Here is a 14,462-nt window from a genome sequence, read left to right as displayed (position 1 = left end):
CAGGCGCGGTCGGGTCAATCGCATGACGAACGGGTCGCCGAATCGCGGCGCGCTGCAATGTGCAGGGAGGAAAAGTGATGGACCGTCTGGTGGCCATGAAAGTCTTTGTTCGCGTGGTCGACTGTCTGAGCTTCACCAGGGCGGCAGATCACATGCATCTCGCGACCGGCACCGTGTCGCGCCTCGTTCGGAGTCTCGAGGAGCAGGCCAACGTGCGTTTGCTGAATCGAAGCACGCGCAGTGTCAGCCCGACCGAAGAGGGTCGCGCCTACTACGATGCATGTGTTCGCGTGCTGGAGCAGGTCGACAACATGAACGCCGAGGCAGCGAACGCGAGCCGCATACCGGAAGGCCGGATCAAGGTCGGTCTTTCGTCGACGATCGCACGGAGTGTGCTGATACCTGCGCTGCCGTCGTTGCTCGAAGCGTTTCCGAAGCTCGACGTGGAGATGGCCATCTCCGACGGTCCGTTCGATTTCGCGCAGGAAGCGGTCGATTGCGCGATCCGCATCGGCACCGTCCGGGAGAACAGCGTGGTCGCAAAGGAAGTGGGACGCGTCACGCGAGTCATGTGTGCGTCGCCGGCGTATCTGGCGCGCTACGGCGAGCCTCGTACGCTCGCCGAGCTGAAAAACCACATGACCGTGGCAGCCGTATGGGATGACGGGACCGGATTGAAGCCCTGGGAGATCGATGTCGACGGTCACGCCGCGCCGGTTGCAACGAAAGGCCGGGTGAGGGTGAACGACGCGGATGCGCTCATCTCGTGCGCGCTGTCCGGGCTGGGCATCATTTCGGGCTACCGCTTCGCGCTCCGCCCCTATCTCGACGACGGGACGCTCACGGAGATCATGCGAGGTCGTTCGTCACCAGCGAAGCCCGTCAGCATCCTGTACTACCCGAGCCGCCACATGCCGAACAAGCTGCGGACCTTCGTCGAATGGTTCAAGGCCGTGTTGGCGCAGGCGATCGAGGCGTCGGAGCCGAACCGCGTGACGTTTTCCGGGCGTCAGGTGTTCTTCGCGGGGAAAGCGGTGGGCGTGAGGGCCGCCGTGGGTGGATGACTTGCCTGCGTTCGTGCGCGCAGGCAGGCCAGGTTCGTCGTGCAGGAATCGAGGATGAGGTGTCCGGCTGCTGGACAAGGCCGGCCGACGCATGGCGAGCGTGATCGCAAGGCCGGCAACGATCGACATGACTGCGATGGCGTACCACGCACCGAAGGTCGATGGGGCGAAGCGAGCGATCGGGACCGGCCGCCTGTCGCGGCCGATTCGCCCTCGTGCGGCGATGCGCGTGCACCCGTCATCGAGGTTGTCGATACCGGCCCCGATCAGCGAGCCGGCATCGACAACGCGTCAACGCATCAATACGTCAAACCGTATCCGAACGGATACAGCGGATGCGCGGTATCGTGCGGCACGTCTTCCCGCTGCGCCGCGACTTCCGCCATCGACGACGGCAGCTCGAACGGCAGCTTCCCTTGCGGTTGACCTTTCCCTGTCAGCACGTCGAACAGCGCGGCATCGGTCACGCCGAAATTGGCGAGGATCGCGGTGGCCTTGTCCTGCACGTTGGTCAGGATCGCGGGGCGATCCATGTACACCGACACGATCGACTTCGGCGCAAGCGCGGCCTGCTTGATGGCCTCGTAGTCCGCACTACCGTCGACGAACGCGAGGCTGCCTTCATGCTGCATCGAACCGAACATGTAGTTCGGGTGCAGCGTCTGATAAGGCGTGCTCACGCGGAGAATCGCAACGTCCGCGGCTTGCGGCGTATCGACGACCTGATACCCGTATTGCCGTGCGACCGCGGGATCGATACCGTACAGCCAGACTTTCTTGCCCGACGCCGTCATCGGCAGCAGCTTGCCGTTGTTCTGCAGCAGCACCATCGAGCGGCGCTGCGCATCGAGCGCCTGGGCCTGGAAGTCCGCGTTACCGACGATCTTGCCGGCCGCGTCGGCATCGACATACGGATGATCGAACAAGCCTTGCTGGAATTTTTGCAGCAGGACGCGATAGGCCGATTCCGACAGACGGTCTTCCGACAACTGTCCGCGATTGACGGCGTCGATGAGGTCGCTCGGATCGTCGTCTCCGCCGAACTGGTCGATGCCGGCGTTGACCGCGCGCACGAAACGCTGCACGCGTGTCGCGCCTTCCATCCCCCAGGGCATGCCCAGTCCGACGAACGACGGGGACCCTGACGACACGCCGTTGATGCAATTCGCGTCGCAGTCGTCGGCAATCAGCCAGTCGGACACGATCACGCCCTTGAAGCCGTATTTCCCGCGCAGCAGGTCGGTCAGCAACGCCTTGTCGTAAGCGCCGCCGACCGGCTCCAGCGTGATGCCGTCGACCGTGACCGTCATGTCCGGTTCGGAGTAGGTCGGCATGACCGAGCCGACGTTGGCCGCGAAGGCGCCTTCGAACGGCTTCAGGTGATAAGCGAAGTTGTTGCCCGGATAGGTCGCATAGCGACCGTAGTAGTTGTGGCTGTCGAACCCGAGTTTCTGCGCGCCATATCCGGCCCAGTGCTTGACGACGGCGATGACGCTATTGGCCTGAATGCCGTTGCTGCCGCCCTGGAAGCCTTCGATATAGGCCTGAACCTGCGTGCGCGCGAGATCGGCGTCTTCGCCGAAGGTGCCGTTGATGCGTGACCAGCGCGGCTCGGTCGCCAGGTCGGCCTGCGGCGAAAGCGCTTCGGTCATGCCGACCGCGCGATACTCCTGGCGCGCGATATCGCCGAATTTTCGCGTGAGTGCCGCGTCGCCGATTGCGGCGAAGCCGAGCGTTTCCGGCCACTGCGAGAAGCCGCTACTGCCTGCACTTGCGCCGAGCGTGTACTGGAAATGGTTGCGCGGGTCGGAACTGATCGACACCGGGATGCCGAGCCGCGACTGCTCCGCCAGCGTCTGAATCTGGTTGGTTTGATCGGCCATGGTGTGCGCGTCGGCACTCATGCGCGTGATATAGGTGTTGACGCCCCGCTGATTGATGAGCGTCTTGAGTGCCGCCAGATCGTAAGCGGAGCCGGTGCCCGCACCGGTGGTGTCGTTCAGCACCGGCGCGGTGCCGTGCATCATCAGGCCGGCTTTCTCGGCCAGCGTGAGGCGGCCGACGAGGTCCCGCGCGCGCACGTCGGCACTCAGTCGCCAGTCTTCGTAGGGTTCGAGCTGGCCGCTCTTGTCCATGTCCTTGAACTTCAGGCCGTCCTTGGTGATCAGGTTCAAGGTCGTATAGCCGAAGTCCTGTTGCGTGACCGGCGTGGACGACGAGTCGACGCCGCCGCAGGCAAACAGCCCCAGGGTGAGCGCGGTGCCCGACGCGGTCCATGCCGATCGGCGAATGGCTGATCTCGTGATGCGTTGCATTCATGTCTCCTGAATCGGTTGTTTTGGGCGCGGCCGTGAAGCATTACAAATAGCCGCCGGCCACTTTACCGAGCTGTTTCAGGGGACGTTTTGCCGCCGGGTGCAGGTTTTATCCCGATGGGGCGCGATGTGTCAGGCGATGTGGCGGGGCGGGTTTTCGAGGTGATCCTCCGACACGAACAGGTCACGCAGGACATCCGGGCGTGCTGAGCGACCGTGCGATAGGCGATCGCTCATTGCCTTCCTTCATGGCGGGACTTTCGAATGACTCGGCACGATGCGCGCGAGCGCCGGATCCGGTCGCCCGAGCCGGCGCAATCGCACATTTCGTCGGGTCGTGCCGCATGCGTGAGATGCGGTATCCGCTCAGGCCGGCGCGACACCCGCGACACCCGCAACGTCCATGGCGCTCTTGCGTTCGTCCGCGATCCAGCCGCCGAACAGCTGGATCTTCTGCTGCTGTTCCGCACCGTCCGGATACACGAAGAAATAGCCCATCCCCGTCGGCAACGACAGGTCGAACGGCATCACCAGCCGGTGCGCCGCCACGCTTTCGTCCGCGAGCGTCCTGTCGCCGATCGCGACGCCGTAGCCGTCGATCGCCGCGTGCGTCGCGAGATCCAGCGTTTCGAAGCTCAAGCCGCGCGTCGAGTCGACATGCGGCGCGCCCGCATGATCGAGCCACCGCTTCCAGTCCCGGTGATCGCGGGTCGGATGCAGCAACGTGTGGCCGGCCAGGTCGTCGAGGCTCGCGAGCGGCTGCCGGTCCGGCAAGCCCGGCGCGCAGACCGGCGTGAGCCGTTCTTCGAACAGCGGGATCGCATGCATGTCGGGGCCGGCGCCGGCCGCGTAGATCACCGCCGCGTCGAACGGCTCCATGCGGAAGTCGACCTGATGATCCCAGGTGGTGGTGATCTGCACCTGCAGTTCGGGATGCTCGGCCTGGAACCGCATGATGCGCGGCAGCATCCACTGCATCATGCAGGTTGGCACCTTCAGCGCGAGTTCGGTACGCCTGCGCGAGAGGCGCATCGATACCTCCTCGATGCGCGCGAAACTTTCGCGCACCGTCGGCAACAGGAGTTCACCTTCGGCCGTCAGCGTCAGCCCCTTGGGCGTGCGCTTGAACAGCGCAAACTGATAGAAGCTCTCGAGCGCGAGGATTTGCCGGCTCACGGCCCCCTGGGTCAGGCACAGGTGCTCGGCGGCGCGCGTGAAGCTGCCGTGACGGGCAACGATGTCGAACACCTGCAGCGCGTTGAGGGAGGGAAGTCGTTTCATCGGTAGCGTCGGGGTGGAACGGGCGCGCGGCGGCGCCGTCGTATCGCTCAGTGCAGGATCTTCGCGAGGAAATCCTTCGCGCGTTCCGACTTCGGATTCGAGAAGAAATCGTCCTTGCGGTCGTCCTCGACGATCGCGCCCTTGTCCATGAAGATCACGCGATGGGCGACCTTCTTCGCGAAACCCATCTCGTGCGTGACGACCATCATCGTCATCCCTTCCTGCGCGAGTTCGACCATCACGTCGAGCACTTCGTTGATCATCTCGGGGTCGAGCGCGGACGTTGGCTCGTCGAACAGCATCGCGATCGGATCCATCGACAGCGCGCGCGCGATCGCAACACGCTGCTGCTGGCCGCCCGACAGCTGCCCCGGGAACTTGTGCGCATGCGCTTTCAGGCCGACGCGGTCGAGCAGCTTCAGGCCCTTCTCGTTCGCCTCGTCCTTGCCGCGGCCGAGCACCTTGACCTGCGCGAGCGTCAGGTTCTCGGTAATCGACAGGTGCGGGAACAGCTCGAAATGCTGGAACACCATCCCGACCTTCGAGCGCAGCTTCGACAGGTTCGTCTTCCTGTCGCCGACCGACTGGTCGTTCACGAGGATCTCGCCCTGCTGGAACGGCTCGAGGCCGTTCACGGTCTTGATCAGCGTGGATTTGCCCGAGCCCGACGGGCCGCACACGACGACCACTTCGCCTTTCCTGACCTCGGTCGTGCAGTCGGTGAGGACCTGAAACTGGCCGTACCACTTCGAAACGTTGCTGATGGAAATCATGGAAGTTCCTGGATCGTAATGAAGCGCGCGCGGCGCCGGTTCAGCGTGCCTTCGCGACGCGATAGCGATGCTCGAGCACGCGGGCGTACCACGTCAGCGGGAAGCACATCGCGAAGTAGAGCAGCGCGACCATCGCGTAGATCGGAAACGGCTTGAATACCGCGTTGGTGATGATGTTGCCCGTCTTGGTCAGCTCGGTCAGCCCGATGATCGACGTCAGCGCGGTGCTCTTCACCGCCTGCACGAGGAAGCCGACGGTCGGCGGCAGCGCGATCTTCCACGCCTGCGGCCACACCACGTAGCGCAATTGCTGGGTCCACGTCATGCCGAGGCTGGCCGCCGCGTTCCACTGGCCGCGCGGTACCGCGTCGACGCAGCCGCGCCAGATGTCGGTCAGGTATGCGCTGGCGTTCAGCGTCAGCACGACCGATGCGGCCACCCATGGCGTCACGTCGATGCCGATGAGCGGCAAGCCGAAGAAGCCAAGGAAGAGCTGCATCAGCAACGGCGTGCCCTGAAACAGCTCGACGTACAGGATCACGAAGCGACGCAGCGCGGCCGACGCCGAGATGCGCATCGCCAGCAGCGCGAACCCGGCGACGCTGCCGCCGACGAACGTGATCAGCGACAGCAGCACGGTCCAGCGCGCGGCGAGCAGCAGGTTCCACGCAATGTCCTGGAAGGTGAATTCGATCATCGTGCACGCTCCGTGGGAAGGCGGGTTTCGGGAGAGCGGGCGCGCCACGTGAAGCGCGCAAACCGGGCGCGTTGGGGCGCGGCCGCCGCGCCGCGCTGGGTGCGGCCCGAGAACAGCCGCCGGCCGACGCGGTTGAGCAGCATGCGCAACGCGATCGACAGCAGCAGGTAGATCGCGGTCACGACGATGTAGATCTCGAACGCACGGAAGTTGCGCGACTGGATGTAGTTCGCCGCATAGGTCAGGTCGGGCACCGAGATCTGCGAGACGACCGCGGAGCCGAGCATGACGATCAGCACCTGCCCGAGCAGCGCGGGATATACGTTGGCGAGCGCCTGCGGCAGCACGACGTGACCGAACACCTGCCGGCCGTGCAGCCCGAGCGCGCGCGCCGCCTGCACTTGCCCGTGCGGCACCGATTCGATGCCGGCACGCAGGATCTCGACCGCATACGCGCCCAGGTTGACCGTCATCGCCAGCACGGCCGCCTGCGCTTCGTCGATGTGCACGCCGATCCCCGGCAGCCCGAAAAAGATGAAGAACAGCTGGACCAGGAACGGTGTATTGCGGATCAGCTCGACGTAGGCCGCGACGAGCGCACGCGCCCAGCGCGGGCCGGCGAGCGCGACCCACGCACCGGTGGTGCCGATCAGGCCGCCCAGCACGGTGGAGGCCGCGGTGAGGCCGAGCGTCACGCCGATGCCGCGCGCGAGCATGCCGGCGTAGAGGCCGAAATCGCTGAAGTCGAACACGTAGGTCATCGCGATGCCTTTCGTCGTGAGTGCGGGGCGGGGGCGGCGCGCATTACAGGTCGGCCGGCAGGGCCGCGTGCAGCCACTTCTGCGACAGCGCATTCAGCGTGCCGCTCTTGCGGGCGCCGGCGATCGCGTCGTTGACCTTCTGCATCAGGCGCGGCTCGTTCTTGTTCAGGCCGACGTGATCGGGCGAGCTGAACAGCGAGAACTTCTGCTCCGGATCGATCGACGGATGGCGCGCGATGATCGTCGCGCCGACGTCGTTGCCGACCACGAGCAACTGCGCCTGTCCCGACAGGAACGCCGCGATCGCGCCGTTCGGGTCGTCGAAGCGCTTGATCGTCGCGCTCGGCGGCGCGACCTTGCTCACGCTCAGGTCCTCGAGCGTGCCGCGCGCAACTGCAACCGATTTGCCGGCGAGATCGGCGTTGCCCTTCACGGCCAGCGATTTCGGGCCGAACACGGCGAGGTAGTACGGCGCATACGCGTTCGAGAAGTCGATCACCTTCGCGCGTTCCGGCGTCTGTCCGACCGACAGCAGCATGTCGGTCTTGCGGTCGGCGAGATAGGCCATCCGGTTGTCGCCGGTGACCTGCACGAGTTCGACTTTCGCGTTGAGCGCCTTGCCGATCAGGTTCGCCATGTCGATGTCGTAGCCCAGCGGCTTCATGTCGGGGCCGATCGAGCCGAACGGCGGGTAGTCTTCGAACACGCCGATGCGCACGACGCCCGACTTCGCGATCGTGTCGAGTGCGTCGGCATGCGCGAGCGGCGCGAACGCGGCAAGGCCCGCGGTGCCGGCGCAGGCGCAGAGGAGGACGGTACGGGCAAGCAGGCGCTGCACGCGGCGGGTGGCTTGGGACATGGCGTTCATGGTGAGATCCTCGTTGCTGCGCTGGACTGCGCGGGAGAAAGGAAAAGGGAATCAGGCGCCGCGGGCGGCGATGAGCTTGCACGCATGGGCGGGCAGTTCAGCGAGCACCGGCATGCCGATGTGGAGGTCGGGCGTCTCGCGCGGCGTCGTCGCGGCCGTCAGCGTGAAGCCCCGGCAGTCGATCGTCGCTTCGATCGACGCACCGACGTCGCGCACGAACGTGATCGTGCCGGCCAGCGTATTCGGTGCCGAAGCCGGCTGGCCCGGCCGCACGCAGACGTCCTCGGGACGAATCAGCAGGCGCACGCCATCGGTCGCACGCGGCGTGTCCGGCGCGCGCCGGATCGCGAGACGCTGGCCGCCCGGCAGCACGATGGCGTCGTCGCCGTCGCCGTCGCCGTCGCAGGCGACCGGCAGGATGTTGCCGAGGCCGATGAAGTCGGCGACGAATTCGTTGACCGGATCGCGATAGATGTCGAGCGGCCGGCCGACCTGCTGGATCCGGCCTTTCTCCATCACGACGATCTCGTCGGCCATCGTCATCGCTTCGCGCTGGTCGTGCGTGACCATGATCGTCGTGATGCCGAGCCGTTGCTGGAGCAGCCGGATCTCGACCTGCATCGCCTCGCGCAGCTTCGCGTCGAGTGCCGACAACGGTTCGTCGAGCAGCAGCAGGCGCGGCGACGATGCGATCGCACGCGCAATCGCGACGCGCTGGCGCTGCCCGCCCGACAGTTGCGTGACAAGCCGGTCGGCCATGTGCGGCAGCTGGATCAGCTCGAGCAGCTCGGCGACGCGCCGTGCCTGCGCGGCCTTGTCGGTCTTGCGCAACCGCAGCGGATACGCGATGTTCTGCGCGACCGTCATGTGCGGAAACAGCGCGAGCGACTGGAACACCATGCCGAAGTCGCGCTGGTTGGCGGGTACGCGGGTGAGGTCGCGGCCGGCGAACGTCAGCGTGCCGGAGGTCGGCGTTTCGAGGCCGGCGATGATCCGCATCAGCGTGGTCTTGCCGCAGCCGGACGGGCCGAGAAAGCAGACGAGCTTGCCGTCCGGCACCGACAGGTCGACGTGATCGACCGCATAGGCCTGATGGAAGCGCTTCGTCACGTTCTGGAGGATGAGCTGGGTCATGAGGGTTCCTTGCACGGGCGAGGGCGGAGCGGCGCGCGCGTCAGAGCGCGACACCCTTGTCGCCGACGAGTTTTTCGAGCATCCAGATCAGCGCGAAGTCGATCGCGACGGTGAACACGGCGAAGCAGAACACGGTCGGGTCGAGCGACGAGACGGTGCGGCTGTAGAGCCAGACCGGCAGGGTCATCGTGTCGATGCTGTACAGGAAGAACGTCACCGTGAATTCGTTGAACGACACGATGAAGGCGAACAGCATCCCGGCGAGGATGCCGGGCCGCATCAGCGGCAGCACGACGTCGACGAGCGCGCGGCGCGGGCTCGCGCCCATCAGGCACGCGGCTTCCTCGAAATCGGGGCCGATCGACGCGACCGAGGCCGCGCAGTTCTTCACCGTGAACGGCAGCGTCAGGATCACGTGCGCGACGACGAGCCGCACGATGCCGAGTTCGACCGGCAGCGCGTTGAACACGATCAGCAGCGCGAGGCCGAGCATCACGAGCGGATAGACGATCGGCAACGCGACGAGCTGCTCGACGAGCGTCTTGCCGCGGAACCGGTAACGGGACAGCGCGTATGCCGCGGGCACCGACACGGCGGTCGCGATCAGCATCGTCGCGACCGCGACGACGAGGCTCGTCGTCAACGCGGCGCCCATCGATTGGGCACTGCCCGCATCGGACGACACGAACGTCTGCCAGGCAGCGCGGTACCAGTGCAGGCTGAACTCGCGCGGCGGGAATTCGAGCGTGCCCGAGGCACCGAACGACATCGTGATCATCGTCAGGATCGGCAGCGACGCGAGCAACAGCACGAGCGTCGCGAGCCCGCCGGTGACGCGTCCGAGGCGGCCGGGCATCGGCGCGCGCAGGAGCAGGGCATTCATCGGTTCACCTCGTCGGCACGTTGCAGGGCGCGCACGAGGCGCTGCGAAACCGCCATCACGACGAGCGTCGCACCCATCAGCACGACGCCGGATGCCGAGGCGGCGGGCCAGTTGAGCAGCGGTGCGACCTGGTCGTGCACGAGCACCGCGAGCATCGGCACGCGCCGGCCGCCGAGCAGCAGCGGCACCGCGAACGCGCTGGCGTTGTACGCGAACACGAGCAGCGCGCCGGAGACGAGCCCGGGCATCGCGAGCGGCAGTGTCACGTGCCGCAACGTCTGCCAGCGGCTCGCACCGAGCGTCGCGGCGGCTTCGTCGTACGCGCGCGACACCGCGCGCAGCGCGCTCGACAGCGGCAGCACGGCGAGCGGGAACGCGGTCTGGATCAGCCCGAGCAGCACGCCGTGCTCGCGGTACAGCAACTGCAGCGGCCGCCCGATCGCGCCGGTGGCCAGCAGCGCGCGGTTGAGCAACCCGGCCGGGCCGAGCATCACGAGCCAGCCATAGCCTTGCAGCAGCAGGTTCACGAGCAGCGGCAACAGCACGCCGGCGAGCAGCAACCGGCGCGCGAGCCGCGATTCGGTCCGCGCCATCGCGAGCGCCACCGGGATCGCCAGCAGCACCGCGCACACCATGCTCTCGAACGCGAGGCGCAGCGTGAGCCACAACGACTTCGTGAAGTACGGGTCCGCGAGGTCGAGGTAGTTCTGCAGCGTGAAGGTCCGCCATTCGTCGCCGGACACGCCGACGCTCATGCGCAATACCGTGACCGTCGCGGCGGCGAGCACCGCGAGGAACGCGAGGATCGGTGCAAGCAGCAGCCAGGGCGGCACGCCGGGCAGCGCGGGCGCGTCGGCGCCCGCGCCGGCCGTTGCAGCGACGGCCGGCCCTGCATCGTGGGGAGAGGACAGGGAGGCCATGTCGTTACGCCGAGAAGAGGCCCGTGTAGCGCTTGATCCATGCCGGCTGGACCGCCGCGAGCGCCTTGTCGTCATGCAGCACGGCTTTCTCCGCGATCTGCTGCGGCGACGGCACGAACGCGCGGCTTGCCGCGGGAATCACGGCCTTGCCGTTCACGGGGCCGTTCAGGACGTCGGCCGCCATCCGGCCCTGTACGCCGGCGTCGAGCGAATGATTGATGAATGCGTGGATCAGGTCGAGATCGCCCGGGTGCGCCTTCGGAATCACGGTGAACATCAGTTGCGTCGCGAAGCCTTCCTTCATCCCGTACGTCACGCCCATCTTGTAGTCGGGCTTGCGGATCTGGTCCGGGAAGAACGCGGGCGAATAGATGCCGCCGATGTCGAGCGAGCCCGTGCGGAACAGGTCGGCGACCTGGTTCGGGTTTTCGCCGAGCGTCATCACGCGGTCCTTCAGTTGCGCGAGCTTCTGGAATCCCGGGTCGATGTTCTGCTGCGAACCGCCGGCCAGCTTCGCCGCGATGATCGCGAGGTCGACCGCTTCGGCCCACTCGGGCGGCGGCAGGAACAGGCGGCCCGCATACTTCGGATCCCACAGTGCCTCGTAGCTCGACGGTGCGCTTTTCACGGTGGCCGTGTTGTAGATCAGCCCGTCCGACCACAGCAGGTAGCCGATGCCGAAGCCGTTCGCGCCGGTGCGGTATTGCGGCGCGACGTCCTTCAGGTTCGGCAGCCGGTTCAGGTCGGGCTTCGCGAGCAGGCCCGCGTCCGCGAGACCGGACGCGCCGACGCCGGCGAGCGTGATGACGTCGTAGGTCGGCCGCTCGCCCGCGGCCTTGACCTTCGCGACCATCCCCGACGTGCCATCCGCTCGATCGGCGATCACGCGTGCGCCGGTCTGCTTGCTGAAGCTTTCCGCGATGTTGCGCAGCGCGGCCGCGCCGGTATCGTCGGACCACGTGAGCAGGCGCAGCGTCTTGCCCGCGAAACTGCTCGTCTGTGCTTTCGCAGTACTGATGAATGGCATCGGGAGGGCGGATGCAGCGAGCGCCGTGCCGAGGGTTTTGATCACCTGCCTTCTGCCCGCCTTGAAGTGTTGCATGGCCGTCTCCTGATGAACGATGCCGTGTGGTCCGATGCCTGTCGCCGAACTGCGGCGCGGGGTGTGGATGAACTGTAGGGAGGTCAAATTTCCGCAACAAACGAAATATCCGCATGCGCGGCATGACATAAACGCATGGCGCGGCGACCTCAGCCGGCCGGCATCATGACCTGCTTGATCTCCTGAAACGCGGCGAGCCCGAACGGGCCGAGCTCGCGTCCGATGCTGCTGCGCTTGTAGCCGCCCCATGAGGTTTGCGGATAGATCAGTTGCGGCGTGTTGATCCACACGACGCCCGCCTCGAGCGCGTCGGCGACCCGCCTGGCGCGTACCGTGTCGCGTGTGACGACGGTTGCGACGAGCCCGTATTCGGTATCGTTGGCGGCCGCGATCGCAGCGTCCTCGGTGTCGAATGCGCGGACACACAGCACGGGCCCGAAGATTTCTTCACACCATAGCGAGCTGTCGGCCGGCACATCGGCGAACAGCGCTGGCCTGATGAAATAGCCGGGGCCGTCGAGCACATTGCCGCCCGTCACGAGCCGTGCGCCGTCGGCCCGGCCCTGCGCGATGTGGCGCTGCACGCGCTCGTATTGCGCGCGGTTCGTCAACGGGCCCATCTGGACGCCGGGGGCGAACGGCGGGCCGACGACGGTCGCGTCGATGCGCCGCGCGAGGCGTGCGATCAGGTCGTCGGCAAGCGGCGCGGCGACGAGCACGCGCGAGGTGGCCGAACACATCTGCCCGGCGTTGAACAGGCCGCCGCCCGTGACGAGTTCGACCGCGTGGTCGAGATCCGCATCGTCGAACACGACGATCGACGACTTGCCGCCGAGTTCGAGGCCGACACCCTTGATCGTGTCCGCGGCCGTCTTCATGACCTGCGCACCGACGGCGGTGCTGCCGGTAAACGACACCTTCGAGACGCGCGGATGCGCGCACAGTCGGGCGCCGACGTCGTGGCCGGTGCCCGTCACGACGTTCAGCACGCCGGGCGGCAGCCCCGCTTCGGCGGCGATCGCGGCGAGTTCGAGCTCGGGCAGCGGCGTGATCTCGGACGGCTTCAGCACGACGGTGCAGCCGGCCGCGAGCGCGGGCGCGAGCTTCCACGCGGTCGTCACCATCGGGAAATTCCACGGCACGATCAGCGCGGCGACGCCGGCCGGCTCGCGCCGGATCCACGCGCGATGGTCCGCGTCGGGCAGCGCGATCTCGGTTTCGCCGTCGGTGTCGAGGCGCTCCGCGAGGCTCGCGTAGTAGTCGAAGGTGGCGATCACGTCCGCGACGTCGATCTCGGCTTCGGCGAACGGCTTGCCATTGTTGAGCGACTGCAGTGTGGCGAGCCGCGTGCGACGGGCGTCGACGCCGCGTGCGATCGCGCGGAGCAGCGCCGCACGCATCGCACCCGTCGTGCGTTTCCAGCCGGGAAACGCGCGCGACGCGGCTTGCACCGCGTGCTCGACGTCCGCCTCGCTCCCTGCGCTGACGTCGGCAAGCACGGCTTCCGTTGACGGATCGACGACGGGCAACGTCGCGCCGTCGACGCTCGCACGCCAGGCACCGTCGATGAAGTGGCGCGTGTGCAGCGGCGGATCGAACGCGAGATCGGGTGTTGTGCTCATCGCTGCACCTGACCGAACCAGGTTGCCTCGTCGATTTCGATCACGGTCGGGATCGCGCGCGCCGCGGCGTCGCGCAGCGCGGCGGCCAGCGCGCCGGGTGTCGCGGCCGTGTGCGCCGCGCAGCCGAAGCCGCGTGCGACCACCTGGAAATCGGGCGTATACGGATCGACGCCGACCGGCGTGATGTCGCGCGCAACCATGTATTTACGGATCTCGCCGTAGCCGCGGTTGTTCCAGACGATCACGATCACCGGCAGCCGCGCCTCGACCGCGCTCGCCAGCTCCGGCAGCGTGAACTGCAGGCCGCCATCGCCGATCAGGCACACGACCGGGCGCGCGGGCACGGCGAGCTTGGCACCGATCGCGGCGGGCAGCCCGTAGCCGAGCGTGCCGTAGCCGGTCGACGAGTTGAACCAGCTGCGCGGCGCCGGTGCATCGTGGGTGAAATTGCCGACGTAGACGGGGCTGGTCGAATCGCCGGCGATGATCGCGCCGGGCAGCGTGGCGACGATCGTATCGATCAGCAGCGCCTGCGACTGGGCGGCGCTGTCGTGCGTCGCTGCGATCGCGGCACGCACGGCGGCCACCCGCGGCGCGCCCCAGCCGGCATCGGGTGTCGGTGCGGGCGTTTCGTGCAGGCGGGTCGACAGTGCGCCGAGCGCCAGTTGCGAATCCCCGGCGATGGCGATCTCGGCGCGCGCGTTGCGCATTAGCTGTTGCGCGTCGATGTCGATGCGGATCAGCCGGCCGTCGATCGCGAAGCCGCCGTCGAACGTGACGTCGTAATCGGTTTCGCCCAGCTCGGTGCCGACGGCGAGTACCACGTCGGCGTCGCGGATCGCCGCACGGGTGGCCGGCAGCGACTGGGTCGAGCCGATCAGCAACGGGTGGCCGGCCGGCAGCAGCCCTTTCGCGTTGATCGTCAGCGCGACCGGCGCGTGCAGGCGTTCGGCGAGCTCGCGCAATTCCGCCGCCGCGTGGATGGCGCCGCCGCCTGCGAGGATCAGCGGCCGGCGCGCGTGCGCGAGCAGGTCGGCGGCCA

13 protein-coding genes are annotated in these 14,462 nt (G+C 67.1%); 1 reads left to right on the top strand and 12 read right to left on the bottom strand.

Translation table 11 applies throughout. The features are described from left to right. Positions 1-77 precede the first annotated feature (77 nt). The gene (locus G3O00_RS06770; RefSeq protein ID WP_206142517.1) at positions 78-1,064 is read left to right on the top strand and encodes a LysR family transcriptional regulator; all 987 of its coding nucleotides are present in this window, start codon (positions 78-80) and stop codon (positions 1,062-1,064) included. A gap of 299 nt (positions 1,065-1,363) precedes the next feature. On the opposite strand, the gene G3O00_RS06765 is transcribed toward G3O00_RS06770, so the two are convergent. The 12 genes from G3O00_RS06765 to G3O00_RS06710 form a co-directional block, all read right to left on the bottom strand. Then, positions 1,364-3,379: a glycoside hydrolase family 3 N-terminal domain-containing protein gene (locus tag G3O00_RS06765; protein WP_011349403.1), complete on the bottom strand. Its 2,016-nt coding sequence runs from the start codon at positions 3,377-3,379 to the stop codon at positions 1,364-1,366. Positions 3,380-3,745: 366 nt separating this feature from the next. Continuing rightward, complete coding sequence (locus G3O00_RS06760) at positions 3,746-4,660, bottom strand: LysR substrate-binding domain-containing protein (RefSeq protein ID WP_206142516.1); 915 nt, start codon at positions 4,658-4,660, stop codon at positions 3,746-3,748. 47 nt (positions 4,661-4,707) lie between these two features. Beyond that, positions 4,708-5,433, bottom strand: coding sequence for an amino acid ABC transporter ATP-binding protein (locus G3O00_RS06755; RefSeq protein ID WP_206142515.1), 726 nt, complete (start codon positions 5,431-5,433; stop codon positions 4,708-4,710). A gap of 40 nt (positions 5,434-5,473) precedes the next feature. After that, entirely contained in the window at positions 5,474-6,130 is a 657-nt protein-coding gene (locus G3O00_RS06750) for an amino acid ABC transporter permease (RefSeq protein ID WP_206142514.1), read from the bottom strand. After that, positions 6,127-6,891, bottom strand: a complete 765-nt coding sequence (locus tag G3O00_RS06745; RefSeq protein ID WP_011349407.1) for an amino acid ABC transporter permease — start codon at positions 6,889-6,891, stop codon at positions 6,127-6,129. Before G3O00_RS06745 ends, G3O00_RS06750 begins: the two co-directional genes overlap by 4 nt. Before the next feature lie 43 nt (positions 6,892-6,934). Continuing rightward, positions 6,935-7,759 carry a transporter substrate-binding domain-containing protein gene (locus G3O00_RS06740; protein WP_011349408.1) on the bottom strand — a complete coding sequence of 275 codons (825 nt, stop codon included), beginning with the start codon at positions 7,757-7,759 and terminating at the stop codon, positions 6,935-6,937. A 51-nt stretch (positions 7,760-7,810) separates the two neighbouring features. Continuing rightward, positions 7,811-8,893 (bottom strand): ABC transporter ATP-binding protein, encoded by a 1,083-nt coding sequence (locus G3O00_RS06735; protein WP_206142512.1) that lies wholly within the window; start codon positions 8,891-8,893, stop codon positions 7,811-7,813. 40 nt (positions 8,894-8,933) lie between these two features. After that, positions 8,934-9,776, bottom strand: coding sequence for an ABC transporter permease (locus G3O00_RS06730; protein WP_174983490.1), 843 nt, complete (start codon positions 9,774-9,776; stop codon positions 8,934-8,936). After that, positions 9,773-10,696 carry an ABC transporter permease gene (locus tag G3O00_RS06725; protein WP_241025004.1) on the bottom strand — a complete coding sequence of 308 codons (924 nt, stop codon included), beginning with the start codon at positions 10,694-10,696 and terminating at the stop codon, positions 9,773-9,775. Before G3O00_RS06725 ends, G3O00_RS06730 begins: the two co-directional genes overlap by 4 nt. 4 nt (positions 10,697-10,700) lie before the next feature. Next, positions 10,701-11,798, bottom strand: a complete 1,098-nt coding sequence (locus G3O00_RS06720; protein WP_174933059.1) for an extracellular solute-binding protein — start codon at positions 11,796-11,798, stop codon at positions 10,701-10,703. Between the two features lie 149 nt (positions 11,799-11,947). Then, positions 11,948-13,420 (bottom strand): aldehyde dehydrogenase family protein, encoded by a 1,473-nt coding sequence (locus tag G3O00_RS06715; protein WP_206142509.1) that lies wholly within the window; start codon positions 13,418-13,420, stop codon positions 11,948-11,950. Next, positions 13,417-14,462, bottom strand: a 1,046-nt coding sequence (locus G3O00_RS06710; protein ID WP_241025003.1) for a thiamine pyrophosphate-dependent enzyme, incomplete at its 5' end; no start/stop codon positions are given. The genes G3O00_RS06715 and G3O00_RS06710, both read right to left, overlap by 4 nt.

The sequence above is a fragment of the Burkholderia sp. Ac-20384 genome, from assembly GCF_017104605.1.
Taxonomy (GTDB): domain Bacteria; phylum Pseudomonadota; class Gammaproteobacteria; order Burkholderiales; family Burkholderiaceae; genus Burkholderia; species Burkholderia lata.
Note: the sequence above shows the minus strand (reverse complement) of the source record. Positions and strands in the feature narration are given on the sequence as shown.

Excerpts from the sequence above, each read along its gene's own strand:
- G3O00_RS06770 (WP_206142517.1), top strand. The coding sequence starts at position 78 with ATGGACCGTCTGGTGGCCATGAAAGTCTTTGTTCGCGTGGTCGACTGT.
- G3O00_RS06765 (WP_011349403.1), bottom strand. The coding sequence starts at position 3,379 with ATGCAACGCATCACGAGATCAGCCATTCGCCGATCGGCATGGACCGCG.
- G3O00_RS06760 (WP_206142516.1), bottom strand. The coding sequence starts at position 4,660 with ATGAAACGACTTCCCTCCCTCAACGCGCTGCAGGTGTTCGACATCGTT.
- G3O00_RS06755 (WP_206142515.1), bottom strand. The coding sequence starts at position 5,433 with ATGATTTCCATCAGCAACGTTTCGAAGTGGTACGGCCAGTTTCAGGTC.
- G3O00_RS06750 (WP_206142514.1), bottom strand. The coding sequence starts at position 6,130 with ATGATCGAATTCACCTTCCAGGACATTGCGTGGAACCTGCTGCTCGCC.
- G3O00_RS06745 (WP_011349407.1), bottom strand. The coding sequence starts at position 6,891 with ATGACCTACGTGTTCGACTTCAGCGATTTCGGCCTCTACGCCGGCATG.
- G3O00_RS06740 (WP_011349408.1), bottom strand. The coding sequence starts at position 7,759 with ATGAACGCCATGTCCCAAGCCACCCGCCGCGTGCAGCGCCTGCTTGCC.
- G3O00_RS06735 (WP_206142512.1), bottom strand. The coding sequence starts at position 8,893 with ATGACCCAGCTCATCCTCCAGAACGTGACGAAGCGCTTCCATCAGGCC.
- G3O00_RS06730 (WP_174983490.1), bottom strand. The coding sequence starts at position 9,776 with ATGAATGCCCTGCTCCTGCGCGCGCCGATGCCCGGCCGCCTCGGACGC.
- G3O00_RS06725 (WP_241025004.1), bottom strand. The coding sequence starts at position 10,696 with ATGGCCTCCCTGTCCTCTCCCCACGATGCAGGGCCGGCCGTCGCTGCA.
- G3O00_RS06720 (WP_174933059.1), bottom strand. The coding sequence starts at position 11,798 with ATGCAACACTTCAAGGCGGGCAGAAGGCAGGTGATCAAAACCCTCGGC.
- G3O00_RS06715 (WP_206142509.1), bottom strand. The coding sequence starts at position 13,420 with ATGAGCACAACACCCGATCTCGCGTTCGATCCGCCGCTGCACACGCGC.